Origin of the sequence: Pseudomonas sp. CF161, from assembly GCF_000416215.1 — a bacterium.
In the GTDB taxonomy this organism is placed as follows: Bacteria; Pseudomonadota; Gammaproteobacteria; order Pseudomonadales; family Pseudomonadaceae; genus Aquipseudomonas.
The window spans coordinates 21,093-45,084 of record NZ_ATLP01000095.1 but is presented as its reverse complement, the minus strand read 5'-3'; the positions used below and the strand labels follow the sequence as shown (position 1 = coordinate 45,084).

Annotated in this window: 17 protein-coding genes; 5 read left to right on the top strand and 12 right to left on the bottom strand. The window is 60.3% G+C overall.

All coding sequences use genetic code 11. From position 1 onward, the window contains the following. The 10 genes from tssI to tssB form a co-directional block, all read right to left on the bottom strand. Positions 1 to 1,291, bottom strand: a 1,291-nt coding sequence (tssI, locus tag CF161_RS21465) for a type VI secretion system tip protein TssI/VgrG (protein ID WP_020298710.1), incomplete at its 3' end; no start/stop codon positions are given. Positions 1,292 to 1,331: 40 nt separating this feature from the next. Next, positions 1,332 to 2,207: a type IVB secretion system protein IcmH/DotU gene (gene icmH / locus CF161_RS21460; protein ID WP_020298709.1), complete on the bottom strand. Its 876-nt coding sequence runs from the start codon at positions 2,205 to 2,207 to the stop codon at positions 1,332 to 1,334. 1 nt (position 2,208) lies between these two features. Continuing rightward, the gene (gene tssK / locus CF161_RS21455; RefSeq protein ID WP_020298708.1) at positions 2,209 to 3,546 is read right to left on the bottom strand and encodes a type VI secretion system baseplate subunit TssK; all 1,338 of its coding nucleotides are present in this window, start codon (positions 3,544 to 3,546) and stop codon (positions 2,209 to 2,211) included. Continuing rightward, entirely contained in the window at positions 3,543 to 4,538 is a 996-nt protein-coding gene (gene tssJ / locus CF161_RS31825; RefSeq protein WP_020298707.1) for a type VI secretion system lipoprotein TssJ, read from the bottom strand. Before tssJ ends, tssK begins: the two co-directional genes overlap by 4 nt. Then, on the bottom strand, positions 4,535 to 5,893 hold the full coding sequence (gene tagH, locus CF161_RS21445; protein WP_020298706.1) for a type VI secretion system-associated FHA domain protein TagH: 1,359 nt from the start codon (positions 5,891 to 5,893) through the stop codon (positions 4,535 to 4,537). Before tagH ends, tssJ begins: the two co-directional genes overlap by 4 nt. Beyond that, the gene (tssG, locus tag CF161_RS21440; RefSeq protein ID WP_043230060.1) at positions 5,890 to 6,909 is read right to left on the bottom strand and encodes a type VI secretion system baseplate subunit TssG; all 1,020 of its coding nucleotides are present in this window, start codon (positions 6,907 to 6,909) and stop codon (positions 5,890 to 5,892) included. The genes tagH and tssG overlap by 4 nt, the downstream gene beginning before the upstream one ends. Continuing rightward, positions 6,873 to 8,639: a type VI secretion system baseplate subunit TssF gene (gene tssF, locus CF161_RS21435; RefSeq protein WP_020298704.1), complete on the bottom strand. Its 1,767-nt coding sequence runs from the start codon at positions 8,637 to 8,639 to the stop codon at positions 6,873 to 6,875. The genes tssG and tssF overlap by 37 nt, the downstream gene beginning before the upstream one ends. A 24-nt stretch (positions 8,640 to 8,663) precedes the next feature. Continuing rightward, entirely contained in the window at positions 8,664 to 9,092 is a 429-nt protein-coding gene (gene tssE / locus CF161_RS21430) for a type VI secretion system baseplate subunit TssE (protein ID WP_020298703.1), read from the bottom strand. Between the two features lie 15 nt (positions 9,093 to 9,107). Further along, positions 9,108 to 10,592, bottom strand: coding sequence for a type VI secretion system contractile sheath large subunit (gene tssC / locus CF161_RS21425; protein WP_020298702.1), 1,485 nt, complete (start codon positions 10,590 to 10,592; stop codon positions 9,108 to 9,110). Positions 10,593 to 10,645: 53 nt separating this feature from the next. After that, positions 10,646 to 11,152 carry a type VI secretion system contractile sheath small subunit gene (gene tssB / locus CF161_RS21420; protein WP_020298701.1) on the bottom strand — a complete coding sequence of 169 codons (507 nt, stop codon included), beginning with the start codon at positions 11,150 to 11,152 and terminating at the stop codon, positions 10,646 to 10,648. A gap of 510 nt (positions 11,153 to 11,662) precedes the next feature. Here tssB and tssH point away from each other — a divergent pair. From tssH to tssM, 5 genes are read left to right on the top strand one after another with little or no spacing between them, the layout of a single operon-like run. Continuing rightward, positions 11,663 to 14,233, top strand: coding sequence for a type VI secretion system ATPase TssH (tssH, locus tag CF161_RS21415; RefSeq protein WP_043230050.1), 2,571 nt, complete (start codon positions 11,663 to 11,665; stop codon positions 14,231 to 14,233). Between the two features lie 5 nt (positions 14,234 to 14,238). Further along, positions 14,239 to 15,801 (top strand): sigma 54-interacting transcriptional regulator, encoded by a 1,563-nt coding sequence (locus CF161_RS21410; RefSeq protein ID WP_020298699.1) that lies wholly within the window; start codon positions 14,239 to 14,241, stop codon positions 15,799 to 15,801. Between the two features lie 14 nt (positions 15,802 to 15,815). After that, on the top strand, positions 15,816 to 16,484 hold the full coding sequence (vasI, locus tag CF161_RS21405) for a type VI secretion system-associated protein VasI (RefSeq protein WP_256206467.1): 669 nt from the start codon (positions 15,816 to 15,818) through the stop codon (positions 16,482 to 16,484). Then, positions 16,481 to 17,911, top strand: coding sequence for a type VI secretion system protein TssA (tssA, locus tag CF161_RS21400; RefSeq protein ID WP_020298697.1), 1,431 nt, complete (start codon positions 16,481 to 16,483; stop codon positions 17,909 to 17,911). The genes vasI and tssA overlap by 4 nt, the downstream gene beginning before the upstream one ends. A 10-nt stretch (positions 17,912 to 17,921) precedes the next feature. After that, a complete protein-coding gene (tssM, locus tag CF161_RS21395) occupies positions 17,922 to 21,665 on the top strand; it encodes a type VI secretion system membrane subunit TssM (protein ID WP_020298696.1) in 3,744 nt (1,247 codons plus the stop codon). 458 nt (positions 21,666 to 22,123) lie between these two features. Here the strand turns inward: tssM and CF161_RS32885 are convergent, their stop codons facing one another. Next, a complete protein-coding gene (locus CF161_RS32885) occupies positions 22,124 to 23,008 on the bottom strand; it encodes a lysozyme inhibitor LprI family protein (protein WP_156882712.1) in 885 nt (294 codons plus the stop codon). Between the two features lie 179 nt (positions 23,009 to 23,187). Beyond that, positions 23,188 to 23,727: a lysozyme inhibitor LprI family protein gene (locus tag CF161_RS32880; protein ID WP_156882711.1), complete on the bottom strand. Its 540-nt coding sequence runs from the start codon at positions 23,725 to 23,727 to the stop codon at positions 23,188 to 23,190. Between the last annotated feature and the right edge of the window lie 265 nt (positions 23,728 to 23,992).

The following is a 23,992-nucleotide window of genomic DNA, read 5'->3' as shown; positions in this document are numbered from 1 at the left end:
CGATTCGCGGAATGGCCATATGGCCCCAGGTGGCGCCCGAGATGTTTTGCGAGACGCGGATCCAGCAGGAGCTGTACTCGTCCTCTTTCCCTTCGCGATCCCAGGGGAATTGCACCTTCACTCGGCCGTATTCGTCGGTAAATATTTCCTCATTTTTTGGGCCGACCACCGTGGCGTTCTGCGGGCCGTCGATCAATGGTTTGCGCAGCGGTTCGGCGCGCCATTCGGTGTCATCGGGCACCAATTCGGCTTGGTAGCTGTAGTGGGTTCCGAGTTGCGCCTCGGCGCTTTCTTCAGCCTGGCTGGTGTGCTGTTTGCCGTGGTGAGCAATGCTCACCGGACGCCAGCCACGGTTCATGTCGTCGCGTGGGTGGCCCGCGAGAGTGAAGGAAATTCCGGGTTGTAGACGCGGATCATCACCCTCCACCAGCGCCATGCGCGCATCTCGCCGATGACCACGCAGGCGGTTCTCGGCGAAGGGTTTGCCGGCCTCGTCGAACTTGGCGCGGGCCGGGTAATCGTAGCGTTCGTATTGGCGGCCTTGGTGATCAAGATCGACGCCGTCACGACTGTGCTGATGGCTGTATCGCGGATGGTGGAAGGTGTAGTCGCGCTGAGTCTGGCGTGCCGTACGCACGTTTTCGCTGTAGGCGAATCGGCGCAGAGACGGTTGCGGCTGATCACCGCCAGGCGTTGGGTTGTATTGCACCGGCTCATCGCCCACCCGCCCGTGGATAAACAGTCGATCGCTGTGGACCAGTTGGTGACCTTCGGCACTGTGGCGAAAGGAATAAAAGAACCCTTCCTCACGCATGATGCGTTCGACAAAGTGGTAGTCCGTATCGCCCGCCTGCACGCAGTACTCGCGGGATAAATGCTCGTTAGTGACCCGTTGTTCGTAATCCTGAGTCAGACCATGGGCCTTGAGCACCGCCTCGGTAATCTGCGGCACGGTAAGGGTCTGAAAAATGCGCCAGTCGGAGCTGAGCTTCAACCGTGCCAAGCGCGGCTCGACCACCGCCGAATAGCGTGTACGCCTGAAGCCACTGTCGTGCTGAACAAAGGAGGACACGGCGCCATGCACATAACGCACGGGAGTTTCGCCATGCCAGAGCGTCAGCAGCGCCGGTCGATCCAGCACCTGCCCGAAGTCGATGGCCGGGTTGGCGCTGCTCAGTTCGACGCAAAGATGAAAGGTCTCGGACAAACCTTCGTGCAAGGTGAACTCAACGAGGTCCAAGGACTCGTTACCAATGCTGAAGGTGAAGCGCAGGTCGGATTGGATGGCCATAGGGTTGTTCCTTACCTCCATTGAGCCGTGGCGGGGGCTGTCATAGCTTGAGGATGCTCTCGAGTGAATCCAGCACCATCTGGGTGGCGGACCCGAGCCTCATGGAGAAATACAGGTAGGCACCCGCGACGACGACGGCGGCGATGGCCCAGGGCGTCCACAGCGGCCATTGGCGCCCCAGGCGGTAACGCAGCGTGGCGACGTTGCTCAGCACATCCATCAGTCGCTCGGGTGAGTCGCCGCGCAGATGGCGCAGTTGCTGGTGCAACTTGCTGATGGTGGCGTTGAGGGTGTCTTTGTTGTTGTGCTGTTGGCCATATTTGCCCTGGTAGCCCAGGCACAGGCAGAGGTACTTGAACTCCAGCACGTCGTGGTACTTGGCAACGTCCATTTGCATGCGCGACAGCACGGTGAAGAACTTCTCGCCGCCCCAGGTTTCGTTGTGGTGGTAGCTCAGCAGGGAGCGTCCTTTCCAGCGTGAACCCACGCCCCAGGGCGTGCCCATCACGGCTTCGTCGATAAAGGCGCACAGCGCATAGCGGAATGACAGCTGGGTCGCACCGTCGTAGCCAAGTTGCCTGACCTCTTCCGACAGCGCGGTGATGTGGTCGCGGACACTCTCGTAGAGCCGATTGACGTCGGTCTCCGCCAGTTCATTCATGCGCCGCAGGCGCATCACCAGGCCGAACATCGGCTGGGCGATATCCACCAGCGGGTTGATGCTGTGCCCGCGCAGCTGGAATTGCAGGTCCTCGTCGGCGTTGATGCCGTGGACCCCTTGGTACAGGACACTTTCGCGGTCCTGGATGCCGGTTTCCCTGGGGGCTCGCATAAAATCGTCCGGCACATCGAGTGCAGCGGATTGCGGACGGTTGCTGTCGTTACGATCGTTACCGACTACCACGGTTGTGTTCATCTTATTGACTCCGAATGGCCCAGAACTGCAACTCCAGTTCCGGGAAGTCGCCGGTGATGTGGAAACCAAAGCCGGTGGCCCCGCGCTGCATCAGCCGTTGCCAGTTGGGGTGCGAGCGGTCGAGTTGGAAGTAGGTAAAACCGGCATGGAACGGCAGATGCCTGGGCGCTACCGGCAGGGTCATCAGGGGGATGCCCGGCAGTTGCAGGCGTATCAGCTCATGCAGCGATTGCTGCGAGGCGACCTTGGCCTGGCGGACGAACAGCTGGCGCATTTGCTCCAGCGGCATGCGCGCGCGAACGGCCAGAATGAAGTCGGCACTCTGCAGCAGGCTCGGGTCGCCGACATGCGCGGTGAGTTCGCCGTGGCCCTGTTTTTCCAGCGGCAGGGATACGGCCCGTGGTTGCAGCACGGTGCTGAGCACCCGGCGCAGGGTTTCTTCAAGCATGCGAAACGAAGCGTGGGGGTTGTCGTGCTGGTAGGCGGGGTAGTCCTGGGGCGTGCGCCCTTCATCGGTGAAGGTTGTCAGTTCGCCACAGGCTTGCCCGCACGCCAGGTAGGCGTCCACTGGTCGCACATCGGCATCGCGTGCCAGGTGTCGGAACAGGTGCTGCCAGCGGTTGAGGGCCTGCAGCAGGTTGAAGTCAGTCACGTCGGCCACGCCTGACTGGCCTGGAGAGCCGATACGTTGCGCGATGCTCTTGGCGCGCTCGTGAATCAGCGCGGCAATTTCTTCCATGAAGTGCGCCAGTGGCCGGATCGCCTGCAGGTACATGCCGGTCAGGTGGAAATCGCTGTCCAGCAGCAGGCTGCCATCGGGGCGCCGATCCAGGATGCGCCCGAGGGCGAGGCTGGTGAAGGCGCTGCGGTCGTCGCGCTCCAGTGCCAGCTGGAGGTTAGGCACGGCCAGGGCGATGGGTGTGTGGTTACCCTGGTGGCTATGGGTATCACGGATATCTTCCGCTCGGTGAACGTAGCGGGTATTGCCAAAGGTATCCGGCCAGCGCACCTCGGATACCCCGTCCGAGCGCAGCGGCAGGGTCAGGTAGATCGTCTGGTTGGCGGCGCCCGCGTTGGAAATCGCCAGCGGTTCCGGTGGCGGCTGGTCATGGGGAATGTTGAAGGCGGTGCCGTCCGGCATGATCCCCCGGGCGCGTACGATCGCGATCTTGCCGAACGACAGAAACTCCTGGTTGAGCTCCAGGTCGGCAAAACCATAGGCGTACTTGCTGCCCAGGCGAACGTTGACGTAGTGCTCGAGGTAGCGATCGGACTGCTGGAAGTGCTGCGGCTTTACGAATTGCCCCTCGCTCCAGACGATGGGGTTGCGGGTGGTCATGGGTACTTTCTCGCTTGTGTGGGGGCGTGCGGGGCAGCGTGCTCGGGACGGTAGCTTTCGTCGGTGATGGCAACACGGGTGTCTTGCAGGGTTACCAGCAAGGCGTATTTGCGCCCGCGAGGCTCCACACGGAACACGTCGTACCAGCGCTGGGCATCAGGCGCGTGGAAGGCGGCCACCACGGCGATGTAGCGGGTCTTTTCGTCCAGGGCACTGAAATTGACGAACTTGAACTGGCCGGGCACCAGCAGGTAATCGTCCGCAGTGATGTAGGTGCTGCCCAGGGCTTTCTTGGGTTTGCTGTGAATCAGGTTGGGGTCGGCGTTTTCCAGCAGCGAATCGTCCTTGAGCTGGATCACGCGAAAGGACACGGGCGTGGCGCTGGCGGACGCCTGCACCTCGGGAGCAGGCGCGGGCGCGAGAGTCAGCTGCCTGCGGTATTGGCCCAAGGCGACGTCCTCGGGTTCTGCGCCAAGGGCCTGCACGTCGTCGGCGTCCTCTGGGGCAGTGCCTTGACGCAATCCCCAATGCGCCGGGGAGGGCACCGAGCTCATTGCCGAGCTGACGTCGACCCAGGGGGCGAAAACGAACGAAGGCTGCGTAGCGTCCACGTTAAGTTCGAAGGTGGGGGGCTGCTTGACGCCCGCTATGGTGGTCGGCGCGGCGCGCAACTCCTCCTGCAGGTAGGTGAGCAAGGCGCGCAGGCTCAGCACCAGCTCCTCCCGGGTCTTGCTGTGCAGGTTGACGGCGAAGGGACCTTCATCGAGTGGCTCGCTGATCTCGAGGTCGATATCCGGCTCGGCAATCGGATTCGGGTTGACGCCACTGCTGGCATACAGGCTCAAGGCGATCTGCGTGGGCTGATCCTCTATCGCCCCCACCTGGATCTCGGGATCCATCAGTACCTGGCCGGTCTTGCTGAACACGTTGCCCACCGTGCTACAACCGGACAGCAACGCGCCGCCCAACAGCAGTGCAATGGCTTGTCTCATGGCGCCTCCGCGCGCAATGCCTGGTCGTAGGCCTGGTCGAATACTTCCCAGAACAGTTTGTCGAAGCCTTGCTGGCGGCTGGAGCTCAACTCGTCGTAATAGTGCCGGTACATTTGCCAGGCCCGATCGCCAGGGAGTGCCTGGCCGTCCTGGCCGGATCGATAGCGGGCGAATCTGCGCTCCAGTTGTTCGGGGGCGAACGCCTTGAGCAGCGCACTCAAACCGGCGGCAACCGCCTTGAGCATCGCGCCCTGCTGCCGAAGAATCTGTTCCAGGGATTCCTCGACCGCTGCGGCAGGCGACAGGTGAACCAGGCTGCGCTCACTGGAAAAGAGTGCGCGCACCGTCTCCGGGTAGCTTTGGCCAAGGCGCAGGGGGTTGTCTTCGATGGGCTGCAAGGTCCGGTTCGCCAGCCCCAGCCGTTGACCTGATGGCGCCTGACTCAAGTTGCCCAAGCCACGGATGAGCGCTGCGAGGGTGTTGCCGGCTTCGAACAGCAGCTCATGCACCGCATGCGGGTCCAGTGCGCCCACGGGTGCGCCCAGGCCCTCGACAAAAGGGGCCACGAGCCCGGCCGAGTCCCCGCCCTGAGTGTAGTGGTCATCCAGCCATGGGTTGGCCGAGGTAGAAGAGCTGCTTTGTCCCGACATGGGGAAATCTCCAGAGGCGTGCTTGGGGGCGCCGGAAACGGCTTCGAAGCGGGTGGTGGAAAGATCGACCTGGGCCGCCAGGACCGAGGATCCATAGTGCTGGGTGTCCAGGGCGTAGCCTGCGGTACTGCGCTGACCCGCAGCGGCTTCCAGGGCCTGCAGCGGATCGAGCTGGCCATGGGGCGCTGTCGGCTCGGACAGTGACTCGAAGTCGGACCAACCAGGCTCTTGCCGAGGCTGGAAGCCTGTCGCTGGCGAGTCGTCGCCGACGGCGGGCAGGCTGTCCAGAGAGTCGATCGATGAGCCCAGCAGTTCACCGACCTCATGTTCCGCAAGATGTCGGGAAGGGTCGGGTAGCGTGTGAGCCTCCTCATCCACATTGACGGTGAGGCGATAGGGGCCGACATGCAGCTTGTCAGCGCTGCGCAGCTGGACGCTCATCAGTACGCCGAGCGGATCTGCCTGGTCATTGACGCGGGTTTGGCCACTGCGGTCGATGACGAAGAAGTGCCCGTCCTCGTGGCGGATTTCGCAATGGATGGACCGAACCCGGCCCGAGCGATCATGCAGGATCCAGTCGGCACCACGGGCACCGATGGTGCCCCCGGCTTTATCGAAGACGTGCCTTGGCTGGCTGCCTTTATGCAGAGCCTGGGGGTTGTCGACCACCAGGGCCAGGTGTTGGGCGGAGAGTGTGCTGTTCATGTACGCAAGGAAACTCTGACAGGTGGCGGTCTGCTCAAGGCTGGCTGTTCCAGGAAGCTGGTCCATCCCAGTTGGGTGCCCTCGGCCTGCCGCAGGTTGAAGGGAGGTACTTCATCTAGGCGCAAGCCCAGTTCGAGGTCGCAAGGCACCGGGTCGCGCAACAGGAACACCATCAGTTGCTGCAACCGTTCGAAGTTCTCGCCGTGTGGCAGAAACTCGCGAAAGCGCTTCTGGCTCAGGTTCGCAATGACGAGGGTGAATTTGCAGTGCCGGGTGCGGACGCTGTCGCCGATCTGGAAACTCTCGCTCAGTTGGCCGTTGTTTTGGCCAAGGCGAATCCGGTCGTTTTCGGTGATCATCGTGTAGCGCAACTCGAAGTCGCGGATCTGCACGTCCTCCAGGTCGAAGCAATGGGCGATAAGGCCGATCAGCATCCCGGGTGAGCGACTGCGCAACACGACGGCGCCGGCAAAACTCAGCAGGCGGCTCCAGGCGATCGGTGTGTCGCCACGGGTGGCGTCATGTTTCAGGCCAATGAGTGCGAAAATTCGCCGGGAAAACTGGTCGTCGGCCCCAGGACGAAACCGAATGTAGTAGCGGTATTTGCGCCAGGCCTGGTGCAGCAGTGTCAGCAGTCGGTGGTTGAAGAAATCGAAAAAAGCGGGACGGATCCCGACACCCTGTCCGGCCTCGTAGGCCAGGCGGTCCAGGTAATAACCGGGCAAGGGCGAGTCGGTGCCGTGCATGCCGAAGAAGGTCGCCTGCACGCGATACTGATGCGGAATTGCGTCTTCGAGGTGTTCCGCAAACGCGACATCCGAGGCCGGGAAACCCAGGCCGGCATGGTTGCTCAGATGGATTCGCTGGTGCTCGGCTTCATAGCTGTCGGGTGATTCGAGATCGTCCTCATGCAGCGCGTGCAGGCGTTCCAACAGGCGGAAGAAGTCATGCCCTTTGGCTTCGCTTAACAGTTTTTCGCTCAGATCAGGGGTTGCGTACCGCTGCGCATCGGCCATGCGTAGTGCTCCTGATTGGAGGTGTTGATCGCTTCCAGGACATGGAACGACGAAATGCTGGCGTACAGCGCAAGGAAACGACTGAGCACGGTGCCAAACAGATAGAGATCGCCCTCGCAGGAGAACCCCTCCTGATCCAGCTTCATCACGGTCCGGGTGCCGCGAATCGGCAGCCCCTTGTACATCTGCTCCAGCGGGGTACTGACCACTTCCTGAAGGCTGTCCAGGCGCTTTTGCGTCGCCCGGGCGCGCTGGATGTCGTGGTGCGCCGAGAAGTCATAGTTGCCGATGATGGCTTTCAGTGGCTCGACCGACAGCAGTGAGAGGTAGGTCGGTGACAGGTTGGAAATCAGGCTCCAATGCAGGTCGCCGTCGAGGATCGGACGGTAGGAAGGGGTTGGCGCGGTGAGGTTCCGATAGCGAACAAAGGCCGGTGTATTGCGGGTGCCCTCGCAGATATCGCCAATGCCCAGGGCCAGGGGAAGGTCGCGATTGGTGCAGGTCAGCGAGAGTGAAACCGTTTCTTCCCGCCCGATGTAATGGTGGTCATCACCCCTGACGAAGGCGATGCGATGCTCAACTCCCGACTCGACCAGGGAAGGGGACAGCCGCGCGCGATAGTACAGGGTGGTCCGGCCATGCTCGTGTTCAATCTGATGGCGCAGCGACTCGAATGGCTGGTAGGTGCGCAGCCATTCTCCGGGCTGGCCGCTGTCCTCATTCTTCCAGCCGTCGACCTTGTCGATGCTGAAGACCTCGTAGGCATCCGGACGCTGCCCACCGGGTTGCAGGCGATGCTCCGCGGCCTTGCCGGTCAGGCGGACGGGTTCGGCATCATGCTCGAACAGATTGACCGCCGGCGTGCAATACAGGGCCAGGTCGTCCTTGCGCACTCGGACATCCACCGGCATCGGGCGGGTGAAGTGGAACTCGATGCGAATGCCTGTGGTCGGCTGATCCGGCCAGAAGGCGCGCAGATTGTTCAGCCCGAAAAAGTAGAAGCGCCGGGCAAAGAGGAAGTACTCCTGGAGGATGCGATAGCCGTCCATGGCGTTCTTCGGATAGGGCAGCAATGCGGCGTCGGCCTCAAAGCCAGGGAAGTCGATCTGGTTGAGCGGAATATGCCGAACCACACCGTCCACCTCCATGCGGATCTCACTCAGATACTTGGCCAGCCAGAGGTACAGCGTCTGGGCGTTGTAGTCGCTGCCGCTGAGGTAGAAGTCGAGTCGGTCGCAGTCGTAGGTGTTGGGCGGGCTCTGGCTCAAGGTGGACAAGTCGACGCGTACGATCGATTTTTCCAGGGAATGGCCATCGCTGATGTCAGCGATATTGAACGGGTACACGCACACGTCCTGGCAGGTTCGGAACTGGCAGTGGATGCCAGCCACGGGTCGCGATTGGATATAGGTGCCTTTGGGGACGGTTTGCCGCTCGGTGATGGAGTGGTCCGCCGGCTCGAACTGGATGATGGTGGCGCTGGGCAAGGGGCGCAGGTAGTTCGGCCAGAGCATTTGCAGTAACGAGTGGGTCAGCTCCGGAAAATCGTCTTCGATCTTCAGGCGCAGTTTGGCGGTCAGAAAGGCGAAGCCTTCCAGTAGCCGCTCGACATCAGGGTCGGTGGCTTCCTCACCCAGAAACGGGGCCAATTGCGGGTTATTACGAGCAAACACGCGGCGCAAGCGACGCAGATAATCCAGTTCCTCGCGGAATTTTCCCTTCAATGGCATCCAGCTAGCCTCCTGGGCTATTTGCTACGTGATGTTGACCTGTCGGCCCTGATGGTGAAGAAACAGGTCGATCTCCACTTTCTGCTCGCTGTGGTTCAGAGGAACCAGGCAGACCAGCCGAAAGCCGAGATCGAGTGATGAGGCCGTGCTACCCAGGGGCTTGACCTCGATGATGCGAACCCGAGGTTCGTATTGGGCAACGGCGTGACGAATATCCAGGCACACCTGCTGGCGCAGATCCACTGTGCCGATTGCGGCGTCATTCAAGTCCCTGAGCCCCAGTCCGGGGCTGCTCAGGGAGCTGCCGTGGCGAGAGTTGAGGATCCATTCCAACTGGCGCTTGATGGCGCGGATACGCTCGGTCGCCACGTCTTGACGCGTGCGGTTGCGTCGTAGCGGCAGGTCCGGGTCCAGACGTTCGAACAGGCTTCCCTGTCCCGGCGACCGAGGCATGGTTCAGGCTCCCTGTCAGTCCTTGTCCAAGCGGCCGACCAGCGACAGCTCGAAGTTGGCCCCCATGTATTTGAAGTGCGGACGCACCGACAGCGCGACCTGGTACCAGCCGGGATTGCCGGCGACATCCTGCACGACGACCTGGGCGGCCCTCAGGGGGCGGCGGCTGCGGACATCGCTGGACGGGCTTTCCTGGTCCGCGACGTACTGGCGAAGCCAGTTGTTGAGCTCGCGCTCCAGATCCTGGCGTTCCTTCCAACTGCCAATCTGCTCACGCTGAAGCACTTTGATGTAGTGCGCGAGGCGGTTGATGATGAACATGTAAGGCAACTGCGTACCCAGCATGTAGTTGGTCTGTGCCGCCTGGCCCTCAGGTGTTTTCTGGAACAGCTTGGGCTTTTGCACCGAGTTGGCGGAGAAGAACGCCGCGTTGTCGCTGTCCTTGCGCATCGTCAGCGGAATGAAGCCCTCGCTGGAGAGTTCGAATTCCTTGCGGTCGGAGACCAGCACTTCCGTAGGGATCTTGGCCTGCAACTGGCCGAGGGATTCATAAAGGTGCATCGGCAGGTCTTCTACCGCACCACCGGACTGCGGGCCGATGATGTTCGGGCACCAGCGGAATTTGGCGAAGCTGTCGGTAACGCGACTGCCCATCAGGAAGGCGGTGTTGCCCCACAGGTAGTTGTGGTGGTTGCCGTCGATGGTCTCCTCGTAGGTGAAGCTGCGAACCGGGTTCTCCAGTGGATCGTAAGGCTGGCGCAGGAGGTAGCGGGGCATGGTCAGCCCGAGGTAGCGCGCGTCTTCGGACTCACGCAGGCTGCGCCATTTCGCAAAGCGCGGGCCTTCGAAAATGTCCTTGACCTCCTTGAGGTTGGGCAGCTCCTCGAAGGACTCCAGGTTGAGCATTTCCGGCCCGGCAGCACCGAGAAACGGTGCATGGGACATCGCTCCGATGGAGGCGAGATAACCCAGTAACTTGATGTCCGGGGCGGAGGGGCCAAAGGTGTAGTTGCCGATCATGCAGCCAATCGGCTGGCCGCCAAACTGGCCGTAGCCCGCGGTGTAGACATGTTTGTAGAGCCCGCTTCGGGTGATGTCGGCGGCGCTTTCCAGATCTTCCAGCAACTCGTCTTTGGTGACGGGGATGAAGACAACCTGGATGTTTTCTCTGAAATCGGTTCGCTGCACGAAGTCGTATAGGGAGCGCCAGATCGATTCGAGTTCCTGAAACTCCGGCTGGTGGAGGACGGCATCCATCTGCTTACTGAGCTTGCGATCGATTTCAGTGAGCATCTGGTCGACCAGTTGCTTATTGATCGGCTGTTCGCGCGCATCGGACTTGAGCATTTCTGAAATGAACGCGGCGACTCCGCGTTCGGCGATTGCATAGCCTTCCTGGCTGGGTTCAAGACGGGTCTGGGCCATGATCTGGGCCAGCAGACCGCCCTCTGGCTGGCCGTCAGCGTGTTTCCGGGCTTCGGCGTTTTGAGCTTGCGTCATCTTTGCGTCCCTATTGAAACCTGAAGAAATGAGGATGGGCTGGAGGCGAGGCTTCAGGCCTCGGAGGCCGCCAGTAACTGATCAAGTTCCTGGGCCAATTTGCCGCGTGTGCTGTCATCACCCAGCAGCGCCTGGATCTGCTTGCGGAACGCTGGGATGTTGCCCATCGGCCCCTTGAGTGCCACCAAGGCTTCGCGCAGTTCCAGCAACCGGCTTAATTCAGGGACCTGTCGGGCGATGGAGTCGGGAGAGAAATCCTTGATGTTCTTGAACTTCAGGTTGACGTTGAGGGTGTCACTGTCGTTGCCGTCTTCCAGGACTGCCGGCACCTCAATTTTCAAACTAAGGCCGGCTTCGGCCATGACGTCGTTGAAAGTATCCTTGTTGATTTGAACGGCTGGGCGATCTTCCAGCGGAGTGTCATCGCTATGCCCTTTGAAATCACCAAGTACCAACATCTTCAGAGGGATTTCTATTTCTTCTTGCTCATTGCCTGTCGCCGGGACGTAGCGAATATTGATGCGTTCCTTGGGGGCGACTGAGCCAGTCTTTGAAGCCATGGGCTACTCCTTGTAATTAACTTGCTAGTTGATGCCCGCTAATGCCGATCATGGCCGAGAGTCCGCAACAGAACCCTTGCAGAGGCTGGCAAGGTTCACTGTCGCTGGGGGTTGGCGCCTGAGATTTTCACTTTTGAAGAGCGGCGAAACTCGAAAGGCTGGACATTGGAGGGTGAGGCTACGGTCAATACTTTAGTTCCGTATATAGGAAGTTTCTTAAAGATGATGGCGAATAATCCAATTCACGGTTAAAGGTGATTATTGCAAATAAGGAAAATTCCTTGGCGATACAGGAAATATCTTATGGATATAGTCTTGTTGCCTGTGTTCTTTTCAACGGCTTGTTTTGTTTGGCAGTCAATCGTCCAGTGTTTATATCATCGCTCAGATGTCTTTGATTCTCGTTTCGTTACCTTTAAAACAACTCGCCACTAACTAAGTAATACGCTTCGATTTGGCTTCGTCAGCCAAACACTATGTAAGTTTCATCGATGATGAGAGAGTCCAAGTATGATCACGATTGATCTGGCGGCGCTTCTAGAGCGTTTACACCCCGTTTGCCGACACGCATTGGAGGAGGCGGGCAGCCTCTGCATCAGCCAGCGTGGTGCGGAAGTGACGGTAGGGCATCTGCTCTACAAACTGCTTGAGCAACCGCTGTGTGATGTTCGCCTGGTGCTGGCTGATGCCGGCCTGGATCTCGACGAGATACGCCATTCATTCGCCACGGCGTTCACCGAGCGCGATGGCGGGTATGGCCATGCGTATCCATCATTTTCCCCGTTGTTGGTGGAGTCGTTGCAGGATGCGTGGCTGCTGAGCAGCGTAGAGTTGGCTCAGGTCGAGATTCGAAGTGGAGCCCTGTTGCTGGCGACCTTGCTGAACCCGGCGCGCTACCTGCCTCTGGCGGTGATTAAGCGTCTCGAATGCGTCAATCGCGAAACCTTGCGCAAGCGCTTCTCCGAACTGCTCGCCCGATCATCCGAGGCGCCCGTCTCGACGTCGGCTGAGGCCGTGGCTGCGGCACCCCATACCGGCGACAGTACCCTGCAGAAATACGGACATGACTTTACGGCACAGGCACGCGCCGGCGGCGTCGATCCTGTCCTGTGTCGGGATGCTGAAATCGATCTGATGATCGACATTCTCTCGCGTCGCCGTAAGAACAACCCCATCGTGGTCGGCGACGCCGGTGTCGGCAAAAGCGCTGTCGTTGAAGGGCTTGCACAGCGCATCGTCGACAAACGGGTGCCCGAGCCGCTGCAGGCGGTACACCTTTGGGGCCTGGACCTCGGGGCGCTGCAGGCTGGGGCGTCGGTCAAGGGCGAGTTTGAAAAGCGCCTGAAGGCGGTCATCGACGAGGTCAAACACTCCCCACACCCCATCATTCTCTTTATCGACGAGGCGCATACGCTGATCGGGGCCGGCAATGCCGCTGGGGGCAGTGATGCGGCCAACCTGCTGAAACCGGCGCTGGCTCGCGGAGAATTGCGGACGATCGCGGCCACCACCTGGTCCGAGTACAAAAAATACTTCGAGAAGGACGCGGCGCTGACACGGCGATTCCAATTGGTGCAGTTGGATGAGCCGAGTGTCGAGCAGGCGGTGCATATTCTGCGTGGTCTGCGGGCGGTCTATGAGCAGGCGCATCAGGTCTACATTGGCGACGATGCCCTGAAAACCGCCGCCGCTCTTTCTGCGCGCTATCTCTCGGGACGCCAGCTGCCGGACAAGGCCATCGATGTGCTGGACACCGCGTGTGCGCGAGTCGCCACGGCCTTGGCTGAGCCACCACGACGCCTCAGCGCACTGGAAAATGAACGGCGGCAGGTCGATGCCGAGTCAGAGCAGTTGTGGCGTGATGCCCGCGCCGGACGCAAGCCCGAACTGGGCAGGCTGGAAGCACTGGATGCCGCCCGGCAGCAGGTACAGCTCGACATCGAGCAGCTGCAGCTTGCCTGGAAACAACAGAAGGTATTGATCGACGAAATCGTTGCCCTGCGCGCCAGCGAACATCAGGACGACACGGCACGGCTCCTGGAGGACAAGGTCGCACTGTTGGCCGAGCTGCAACGCAATGGTGCCTTGCTCCATGCGGATGTGGGGGCCGAGGAGATCGCCCAGGTCATTGCCGATTGGACCGGGATTCCCGCAGCCACCATCAACAGCGACCAGTTTCAGCGTCTTGATCAATTGCCCGTTACCCTGCGCGAGCGGGTCAAGGGGCAGGACGCCGCGATCGAGGCTGTTCACCGGCGTCTATTGACAGCCATGGCCGATCTGCGCCGCCCGGGTACGCCCATGGGGGCCTTTTTGCTGGTAGGGCCGAGCGGAGTGGGCAAGACCGAAACAGCGCTGGCGGTGGCGGATGCACTGTTCGGCGGCGAGCAATTCCTGACCGTCATCAACATGTCGGAATACCAGGAAAAACACACAGTCTCGCGCCTGCTCGGTGCGCCACCGGGCTACGTCGGCTATGGCGAGGGCGGCGTGCTCACCGAAGCCATCCGCAAAAAGCCTTATTCAGTAGTGTTGCTGGATGAAGTCGAGAAGGCCCACCCGGAAGTCCTGAATATTTTCTACCAGGCCTTCGACAAGGGCGAGCTCGCTGATGGCGAAGGGCGGCGGATCGACTGCCAGAACATTCTGTTTTTCCTCACCTCAAACCTGGGCTTCGATCAGGATGACGGGCCGTTGTCAGACCTCGGCAGCGAGGCGTTGCGTGGTCGTCTCACACAGTTCTTCAAGCCGGCCCTGCTGGCACGGATGCAGATCGTGCCGTTCCGCTACCTGGATGAGGCGACGCTGGCGCAGATTGTCGACAGCCGATTGCAGCGCCTCCAGCGGCAGTTCGAGCAACGTTATGCCGCGCAGTTGACCTTCGAACCTTGCGCCAGGACCGAGCTGCGCACGCGCTGCGCGCGTCATCAGAACGGTGCACGCCTGCTGGATGCCAGCATTGACGGGGAAATGTTGCCGCCGTTGTCGCTGGCGGTGCTGAAGCATCTCGCCAGCGCCCAACCTTTCCAGCGTTCTCGGGTCAGCTGGAGCGGCACCGCTTTCGCCGCTCACCTGGAGTGATCGCAATGCCCTTGAGCTCCAGGGACGCTGCGGCGCTCGCACGCATGCTGGTTCAGGCCGAGGGCATTGCGCCCCTCGCGGCGCGTTTCCTGAAAGCAGCCTGCACCATGGCCGGAATACGCTATGGGGTCTGCTATTGGCGAGAAGCGGCTGATGACGGCATGCGCCCCATCGCGAGCCAGGCTACCGCTCTGGAACAGCTTCCGCTGCTGTCGCTGCAAGAGTTGGACAACCCGCTGGTCTACTGCCTGAGGAGCGGCAAGGCGCGTCACATCAGCCAACTCGACACGCTGATCGGTGTGGGGCGAGGGTACGAGGCACTCGGCGAGCGGCTGGCGGGCAGCGACGCCTGGCAGGTGTTGCCGCTGTTCGACGCGCAGCGCAAACCTGCTGCGGTGGTGCTGCTGGCGGGGACAGGGGAGGCCCTCCAGGCGTGGTTGGATGACCCGGCCTGGCAGGAGTTGTGGAAACTCTACGACGTTGTGCTGAGTGGGCTCCTGAACAGGAGTGGCGCGGACGAGTTGGCGTTGACCCAGCAGGCCGTTCTGCAGCAGCAGGATCAAGAGCGCGGGCGCCGGCGGCTGCTGTCCGCCGGCTTTATCGGCGCAGGGGCGGCAGCGCGGCGAGTGCGCGAAGAAATGCTGCGCCAGGCGGGCTCTTCGCTGTCGCTGCTGGTCACTGGCGAAACCGGTGCCGGCAAGGACCATGCGGCCTGGCTTATTCATCAGGCGTCCTCACGCAAGGGCAAGTTTGTGCCGGTGAACTGTGCGGCGATCCCCAGGGAACTCATCGAGGCTGAGCTGTTTGGCGCCACCCGCGGTGCCTACACCGGTGCAACCCAGGCCCGCACGGGCCTGGTCGCGGAAGCCGATAAGGGCACGCTGTTCCTCGACGAAATTGGCGACATGCCGCTGGCGCTACAGGGCACGCTGCTACGTCTGCTCAATGAAAAGAAATTTCGCCCCGTGGGCGCCACCCGTGAACAGTCCTCGGACTTCCGCCTGATCTGCGCCACCCACCGGCCCTTGCCGGAACTGGTGCGCGGTGGCCTGTTTCGTGAAGACCTGTATTTCCGCATCCGCCAGTTGGTGTTGCACATCCCGCCGTTGCGCGAGCGCCTTGAAGACGTGCCGATGCTGGTGTCGCACATCCTGCTGGAGCACAACCGAGAGCAGCCCGGCCGGGTGGCGGGTATCTCCGACAATGCCCTCGCGAGCCTGCAGCGCTACGGCTTCCCGGGGAACGTTCGGGAGTTGCGCAGCCTGGTGCTCGCTGCTGCAGAGCGCACGCCCCGAGGCAAGCGCATCCAGACCAACCAATTGGTCGAGCTTGAGAGCAACGGGCCACAGCCCGCGACGCAGCGCAATGCACACGCGGCGCTGGAGCATTTATGGCAGACCGACAACCTGCCCGCCGCCCTGGCGACGTTCGAACGTCTGCTGCTGGACGACCGCCTGCGCCAGGCTGCCGGGTCGCGCCGGCTGGCAGCGATCAGCCTGGGCATCCCCAAACGCACCCTGGCGCGCAAGTGCCTGGATCTGAATCTGAATGGAGAAGAGTCACGATGAAAACGTGTGGGGCATTGCTCCTGGTCGCCACAGCCTTGGTGGGATGCGGCGCGGGAAAGGAGGTGGTGGCTGCAGCCCGCGATTGCACCACCATCGTTTCGGCGCTCGAGCGTCTCGGTTGTTTCGATGCCGCAGCGGGAACACCGCCGACTTCTGTAGCGGCTGAAACGAGCCCGATCCCGACCGTCGAGCAACCTGCATCGGTGGCTGTGCCGGACGTCGTTTCTCTGGTGCAACGCAACGAGTCTCGACGCAAGGCCGAGCAAACCGGGTTGTTGCTGCTGCGCGTCGAAGATGCGCTGCCGGGGCAAACCAAGGTCGTGATTTCAGCCCCCGCGCTGGGCGGCACCGAGCCTCGGCTGAAGCTGGCGATAAGCTGCCTGCAGAACATTTCCCGCCTGCAACTGCTCAGCGCGCAACCGCTCGACGTCAACCGGGTCAGCATCCGAATGCTGCTGGACGGGCGGCCGATTTCTGCGAGTCGCCCGTGGCAGGTGGTGGAGGATGGCACGGTCACGGACGCCGGCCGCGGCCTGGTAGCCATCGAACAGCTCCGCCATTTGACCCGTCCCGCCCAGGAGCTACGCCTGGAAAGTGACCATGGGCCCTTCGACGGGTTGGTGTTCGACGTCTCGGCGCTGCACGAGATGATCGGGAAACAACGCGAGGCCTGCCGTTGGTGAACATTCAGCCTGCGCTGGACCTCGACACCGTTCTGGCCCCGATAACCGCCCTGCAGCCGGCCGGCGACTTCGATGAAGAAGACAACGCCTACCAGGGCATCGATACCGAAATGATGAAGCTCGGCGGGTTGCAGGAAGCGAGCATCAGCTGGCGCTATGTGGATGACGCTTCACGCCAGTATCTCCAGGCCCATTGCAAGCATCTGCGTATCGCTGCGCACCTGGCGACGGCGCGCATGCGCATCGGTGGCTGGCGCGGTTGGGCGGAGGCCGCGGCTCTGCTGGCCGGCATGCTGAGCCAGTACTGGGACAGCAGCTACCCCAAGCCTGGTGCCTCGGGCCTGACCGCCAAGCGACGCCTGATGGCGCAACAGTTGGAGCGCCTGGGCGAAGCCTTGGCAAAACTTGATGAAAAGGGCTTTGCCGAGGAGTACTACAAGGCGGGCCAGCAGGCGCTGGACACACTGCAAGCCAGCGTCGGCCAAACCCGGCTCGATCCGTCTGTCCTGACCCGGCTGGAAGGCCAGCTCCGGCAGAGGGCGGAGACCACGCGGGCGCCCGAGTTGGCGCAGGCGCAACTGGAATTGTCGCCACGCACGACGGCGGTCACCGAGGCCTTTTTCACGCCCTTTGCCCCGGACCCGGGCAACGAACGTGAAACGCGGCGTTCGCTGCTCAGCCTGGCCGATCTCATCAACCAACAGGATGCCTACGATCCGACGGGCTATCTGCTGCGCCGGTTTGCCCTGTGGGCGCACCTGAGCGCCGCGCCAACGACTCGCAAGGACACCCTGCGTACGGAGCTGATGGCCGTGCCTGCCGAGACTGCCGACGGCTACTGGGAAGCGCTCAAGGCCAATATGGTTGACCCCGTGTTGCTGCTGCGCCTCGAAAAAAGCGTCACCTCTTCTCCCTACTGGTTGCGCGGCAGCTACCTGGCGGCCGGTATGGCTCGTCGCCTCGAGATGCAGAACGTGGCCGAAGCCATCAGGCAGGCCACCGAGCGTTTTTTGGCGAAGTTACCGGCCCTGGCCAAATTGCAGTTTGCCGACGGTCGCCCGTTCGTGGATGGCGAGACGCAGGCCTGGGTCAGTGGGGCCGACGCCTCGGCCGCGAAACCGGGCGCCGGGCAGCAATACCCCGCTCTGCGCGAGGAGCTGCGCCAGGCGCTGGAGACCGCTGGAGTGGAATCCATGCTTCAGCGCCTTGAGGCCATCCAGCACGCGTCGACAGACCCTCGTCATGGCTGCCATGTCATGACCATTACCGCTGAACTGCTGGGCGAGCGCGGGCTGGCCTGGCTCGCGGACGGCCTGTATGCGCGTGCGCATCAACTGATGCTGGGCGTGTCGGCATCGGAGTGGGAGCCGGATCTTTTTGAGCAGCTTCAACAGCATCTGCACTTAGCAACGGAACGCAAGAATTAGGAGCAATCTCATGTTTAATATCTGGTCGAACCTGAAGCGCTATGGCCGGCCTCTCCTGGGCATGGCCAAGCAGGGCATGCCGCTGGCATTGCTGCTGATTCTGGTACTGGCCCTGACGGGCATCTGGTGGCTGGGGCCGCAATGGAGCTGGGGCGAGCATCAGCCCCTGGCCGGTCTCGCCGCGCGTGTCCTCGCGACCCTGGTGCTGCTGGTCCTTCCCTTGTTGGTCTGGGTCAGCCGCCTGCGCCAACGCAACCGCACGCTGGAGGCCGACAGCCACCAGGAGCAGGCGCTGCAACTGGACCCCTGTCTACGCTATGTGCAAGCCCAGGAACGGGATCTGGACAACAGCTTGAGTATCCTCCAGGCCAATCTCAAGGGCCGCAACGCTCTCTACCAACTGCCCTGGTATCTGGTGCTGGGCCAGGAAAACGCCGGCAAGACCAGTTTCGTCAACCGCTCCAGCCAGAGCTTTTCACTGACGGGAGAGGTCAAGGCGAGCAGTCGGCGGATGCAGGAAGACCCCGACAGGCTCTACCGCATTGATTGGTGGATCGGTGACCAGGGCGTACTTATCGATCCGCCCGGCGAGCTGATCAGCCAGCCGCGTATGGCGGCGCCAGCGGATTCGGATCAACCCTGCGAGGAGGGCGATCAGCAAGCCGCTGCGCAACCAGCCGCTGGCTCGGTGCTGCCGGAAGATATCCATCCGCGGTTGTGGGACGGCTTCGTGGCCTGGCTGGGGCGCAACCGCAGCCGGCGCCCGCTCAACGGCGTGGTCCTGATCGTCAGTCTGGTGACCTTGCTCAACCAGCAGCCCAGCGACCGCAAGGCGCTGGCCTCGTTGCTGCGTGCACGGCTGGTGGAACTCAGTCGGCAACTGGGGACTCGTCCGCCGTTGTATGTAGTGCTGAGCAAGTTCGACTTGCTCGAGGGTTTCGAGCCGCTCTTCGCGCGGCTGCCGAAATCCGTGCGCGAAGACATCTTCGGTTTCACATTCACCCTCGATTCGCTGCATAGCTATGACGCCTGGCTCGATGAGCTCGGCGCGCGCTACGACGAGTTCCTCAAGCGCCTGAACGAGCAGGTCTTCGATGCCCTGGCCGATGTCAGCGAACTCGCGCAACGGGAGGCGCTCTATTCCCTGGTCCGGCAACTGACGGGCATGCGCCCCTTGTTGCTGGAGTTCTTGAGCGACATCCTGGGCAGCGATCGCTACATGACCCCGGCGTTGCCGCGCGGGGTCTTCCTGTCCTCGGTCTATCAGCAGGGCGTGCTGACCAACGCCTTTGTCGCGTCTGCCTCGCAGAACTACGACATCCGCGAGCCGGTGCCGAACATGCACCCCAGCGGGCGAGCCATGGTCTACTTCGCCCAGCAGTTGTTCCAGCGGGTCATCTACCCCGAATCAGGCCTGGCGGGAGACAACCCGCGGGTCCTGGCCGACAAAAAGCGAGCCCTGGCCTTGCGCTTCGGTGTCGCCTCCCTGGGCTGCAGTGTCCTGATTGGCGCCTGGTACCACTACTATTCGGTGAACCGCGACAAGGCGATGAATGTGCTTGAGCGCAGCCGTGCCTACAGCACCCATACCATCGACGGCAAACTGGACCCCACTGGACGCAACCTGTTGCAACCGTTGGACCAGATCAGCAATGCGGTGGCCGTTTATGGCGACTACCGAGATGCCTGGCCGGTGCTCGCAGACCTGGGCCTGTACCAGGGTCGGAAAATCGGCCCCAAGGTGGACCAGGCCTACCTTACGTTGCTGTCGCAACGTTTCCTGCCCGCATTGGCCAGTGGTGTGATGGAGCAACTCGACGGCCCGGCCGTGGACGGCGATGGGCAATTGGCTGCCCTGCGGGTTTACCGGATGATCGAGGATCGGGCAAATCGGCGCTCGCCTGTGGTCGAGCGCTGGATGGGCGAGCAGTGGGTGCGGGCCTTTCCCGGTGAGGACCAGGTGCAGCGCGCACTGATGCGGCACCTGGACTATGCGATGAAATACGCCGATACCCGGCTGCCCCAGTATCAGGAACGGGTCTCCGTGGTGCAGCGCGAGTTGCGGCAGATCCCGCTGCCGCAGCGGGTGTACATGACCATGCGCCGTCAGGCCGGGGAAACCCTGCGGGCGCCGCTGGATTTGCGCAACGAAATCGGTCCGGCGTTCGATGTGGTCTACAAGCCCGATACAGTCGGCAGGGGCAAGAAAGGGCAAGCCACCGCCGATGGTCGTATCGACGCGTTGCTCACGGCCAAGGGCTACCGCAGTTACTTCGCCCCCCACAGCGAAGACCTCACCGAGCTGGCAATGATCGATCAATGGGCCCTGGGCGAGCGCCGCAATATCGATTATTCCGACGCCGACAAGCGTGCGCTGGCCGATCGAATCCGGGCCATCTACAGCCGTGACTACATCGACACCTGGCAACAGAACCTGAATCAACTGGAGGTGCGTGATTTTCAGGACATTGCCGAGGCGGTCAACGTGCTGGCCAGTGTCACCAGCCCGGCCGCGCCCCTGCGCCGCCTGGTGGAAACCGTGCGCGACAACAGCGAACTGGGTGCCCGCGCCTTGAGCGCAGTGGCGTCCGACAAGGAGGCTGTCTCCGGCCAAGCCATGGCGATGGCAGACAAGCTCGCGGGTGATACAACACAGGCAGAAGCCACGCCCATCATTGGCATTGCCCGGGCATTCGCGCCCATGAGCCAATTACTGGAGGCCAAGGGCGAGCGTCCGTCCTACCTCGACGAGACCATGCAAGCCATTGGCAGCGTGCAAGACAAGGTGCGAACCGTCCACGACGGCCCGGACCGCGGCAAGGCGGCACTGGCGGTGGTGCTGGAACGCTTCGGCCTGAAAGGCCCCGACCCCATCAGCAACCTGCAGCGGATCGCCGCCGGCCTGCCCGAACCGCTGAACCGCCAGGTAGGCAAACTGGCTGATGAATCATCGCGGGTCATCCTGGTGGAGGCACTGCGGGAACTGGAGCGACGTTGGGAGACGGACGTCTATCGCTTCTACCGTGAGCGCCTGGCCAGCCGTTATCCCTTCAGCCCGGCCAGCCGCGAGGAAGTGGCGCTGGATGACTTCACCGCGTTCTTCGGCCCGCAGGGACGCCTGCAACAATTTCGCGAGAAGTACCTCAACCTGTTTATCGAGGACAATCTGGAAGCCCTGTATTCCGAGCGCCTGGGTGGCTACCTGGTGCGCACCGACGTACTGACCCAACTGGAAGCGGCCGAAAAAATCCGCGATGCCTTCTTCAACAACCGTGGCACGCTGGGTGTGCAGTTCTACGTCGAACCACTGGGCATGGCGCCGAACAAACGCAGCAGCTCCTTCAGCGTGGAAGGGCAGTTGGTCACCTACAACCACGGCCCCACCACCAGCACGGCGCTGATCTGGCCAAACACCCTGGCCCCCAGCAACGAGAGCCGCATGACGCTGGTCAACGCCGGCGGCAGCAGCAGTGGCCTGGTGTACCGTGGCCCCTGGTCGCTCTATCGCCTGCTGAGCCAGGCCCGCCTGCACGGCGCCACCAGCACCAGCGTCGACATCAGCTTCGCCGCACCGGATGGCGGCGTGCGCTACCGCATCAGCACGGAAAAGGCGAACAACCCCTTTTCCCAGCCGCTATTCAAGGGCTTCTCCTTGCCGCAAACGCTGCTGCAGGATGGATTGCGCAAGAGCGCGGAGAGCGGGTTACAGCCAGAGCCACTCTCGGGTAAAGGCAGCGAAGCTGGCGCCGCCTAAAAAGCGCCAGGGCAGCAGGGTAGAGATAACCAGGTGCGTACGACCCATCAGGCGCACCTGGGCCGAGAGATTCAAATCAGGTAGCACGAGTATGGCGTCCGGTTACTACACCGGTCGCCATCACCTTTAACCAAGCTATTGCCATGACGAGTTTTGGTACTTTTCACGTGCTGTCGGATGCGCGTCGCAAGGTCTAAGGGTGGGTATGGGAAGTGGTTTTTTCTGTAGGAGATTTCACTTTTATTTCATCCGGTAGAGCCAGCTCTTTCGTGCGTTAACTTTCACTTTTCAAACAGTCATATCTAGCGGGTAACCTTATTTTTCTCTCCTGAAGGAATCCTTGGGTTGGCCGTATGTTTTTGGTTGTATGGCGAGTGCTTCGTGGTCCGCTCTGAAGTATTAATTAGGTCTAAGTTCGGAACGGCTTAGAAGGGGCAAAGCTTTCCTAAACAGGGCTGCTAGTCGAGCGGCATGTCCATTTCGTTAACGCGTTGCTCCATTGATTTCGACAAGCATGAAGTATCGGCGCCGCATGAGTTTCTCGTTTTCAACCATTTATTTTGTTCGTGTCGTACACGACTCACATCATTGGGGATCTCGTTCTTCATGAAATTCAGAAGCGTGTTGTAGGCTGCTGCCACACTCTTATCAAGGCCTGCAAGCTCGTGAGATTTGCATATTGCTATTTCGGCATTCAACCTTGCTTTCTCACAAGGAAATGAGGGCGTTGGTTTAGTGTTTGGATGTATTTTTTTGAGAATCAATATTGTTTGATCGTACCAGCGGAGAGCAATTTCATCTTCTTTAAGAAGAAATAACCAAGCCCCATTCGAAAAGCGTTCGCTAGTGTTTTTTGCGGCAGAAATTGCTCCGTTCCAAGCACCGTCTGAACAGTTGATTTTAATAAATTTTGCATTTAGGTTTTTAGGGATGTCTAGCTTGTAATGTTCAGCTGCTGATTGGTCGGCATGCTTGCCATAACCCAAAAGGGCATTCAGCATCTTGCTGACATTTTTGAATTCGACTTCCGCTCTGGGGGCATTGCAAGGTATCGATTTTTCTGGTGTGTTGTTTGAAATGTGTGATTTTTCAAAGCTGATTATTCTCCACTGAAGTAATGGGGAGTTCCAGCCGTAATGAAAGGTGCGCCCTGAACTTGTGTCGAGGTGGACTTCACGGACTTCCCATTGGCCTAGCAACTCCTCAGGGATTGCTGAAGGTGCCGCAGATGCGGCGCCTGTAATAAGTAGCAGAATGTAGAGAGTTGTTTTTTGTAGTTGGGATTTTATTTTAGTAAGTGGTCGGCTTATAAGGCGTTTGAAGATGGTCGGTAGATTTTTCATGAGCCTCATAGTTTCCCCTGTAAGTGAACTGACTTCGCTTTGAATAAGTATAATTTGTCCGAAAAAATATCTCTGCGCTTCTTGCTTTTAAAAGGAAAGTAATGGGGGTAAGTTTCGATTGGTAGCAAAGAATATTGTGCGGATTACTCTCAATCGTCGATTTTTCCTGGTTGTTGCTTCTAGTCGAATGCTAAAAGTTGTTCCAGTCTCATTGTCATTGCCTTTTCGAGACATGATTGATTCTCGCCGCATGCGTTACGCTGCCGTAGCCAGGCCTTTTGTTGTTGTCGTACCTCCAATACATCATTTGATTCACGTAGTGCCTGGTTCAAAAGCAAATCAAAAGCCGAGGCAATGCTTTTATCTAGACCGGACAGTTCAAATGATTTGCAGATTGTAATTTCAGTGATGTGTTTCGATTGCTCACATGGAAAAGAAGGCGACGGTTTGGATGATGGAGGGATTTTGGAAAGTCGCAAAAGAGTTTCGTCATGCCAGCGTATTAGCATATGTTTTTTATTGATAATCAGCAGCCACGAACCATCGGAGTTCTCTTTTTTTGAAGAGGGATACGAGGCACCAAGCAATTCATTCCATATTTGATTTTCGCACTTTACTATGATGATGTCGGCTTGATGGTTTTTCGGGAGGTTTAATTTGTAGTCGTCAATTGGCGAGTTGCGAGATTTTTCTCCATATCCGCCAAGATTGCTTTTCAAGTAGTTATCTAGGTGAACACGCTTTTGGGTGGTGCTAGGGTTGTTGCATTTTGTGGTTGTGTTCAATTCGGCGCTTGTTATTTCTTTTCAGAGAATGTGAATATCCTCCATCTAAGTAGTGGGCTGTTCCATTGGTAATAGGGCTTTCTACCTGACTCTAAATTTGTATGCGCGTGAGAAACCTCCCACGTTCCAAGCAGGTCTGTTGCAAAGAGTTCGGCCACCGCAGTGGACGAAAAGAATAAAGGTAAGAGCAATATATAGA

What these genes read in the sequence shown, in the direction of transcription:
- icmH (WP_020298709.1), bottom strand. Translation starts at nt 2,207, where the DNA reads ATGAACACAACCGTGGTAGTCGGTAACGATCGTAACGACAGCAACCGT.
- tssK (WP_020298708.1), bottom strand. Translation starts at nt 3,546, where the DNA reads ATGACCACCCGCAACCCCATCGTCTGGAGCGAGGGGCAATTCGTAAAG.
- tssJ (WP_020298707.1), bottom strand. Translation starts at nt 4,538, where the DNA reads ATGAGACAAGCCATTGCACTGCTGTTGGGCGGCGCGTTGCTGTCCGGT.
- tagH (WP_020298706.1), bottom strand. Translation starts at nt 5,893, where the DNA reads ATGAACAGCACACTCTCCGCCCAACACCTGGCCCTGGTGGTCGACAAC.
- tssG (WP_043230060.1), bottom strand. Translation starts at nt 6,909, where the DNA reads ATGGCCGATGCGCAGCGGTACGCAACCCCTGATCTGAGCGAAAAACTG.
- tssF (WP_020298704.1), bottom strand. Translation starts at nt 8,639, where the DNA reads ATGCCATTGAAGGGAAAATTCCGCGAGGAACTGGATTATCTGCGTCGC.
- tssE (WP_020298703.1), bottom strand. Translation starts at nt 9,092, where the DNA reads ATGCCTCGGTCGCCGGGACAGGGAAGCCTGTTCGAACGTCTGGACCCG.
- tssC (WP_020298702.1), bottom strand. Translation starts at nt 10,592, where the DNA reads ATGACGCAAGCTCAAAACGCCGAAGCCCGGAAACACGCTGACGGCCAG.
- tssB (WP_020298701.1), bottom strand. Translation starts at nt 11,152, where the DNA reads ATGGCTTCAAAGACTGGCTCAGTCGCCCCCAAGGAACGCATCAATATT.
- tssH (WP_043230050.1), top strand. Translation starts at nt 11,663, where the DNA reads ATGATCACGATTGATCTGGCGGCGCTTCTAGAGCGTTTACACCCCGTT.
- CF161_RS21410 (WP_020298699.1), top strand. Translation starts at nt 14,239, where the DNA reads ATGCCCTTGAGCTCCAGGGACGCTGCGGCGCTCGCACGCATGCTGGTT.
- tssM (WP_020298696.1), top strand. Translation starts at nt 17,922, where the DNA reads ATGTTTAATATCTGGTCGAACCTGAAGCGCTATGGCCGGCCTCTCCTG.
- CF161_RS32885 (WP_156882712.1), bottom strand. Translation starts at nt 23,008, where the DNA reads ATGAAAAATCTACCGACCATCTTCAAACGCCTTATAAGCCGACCACTT.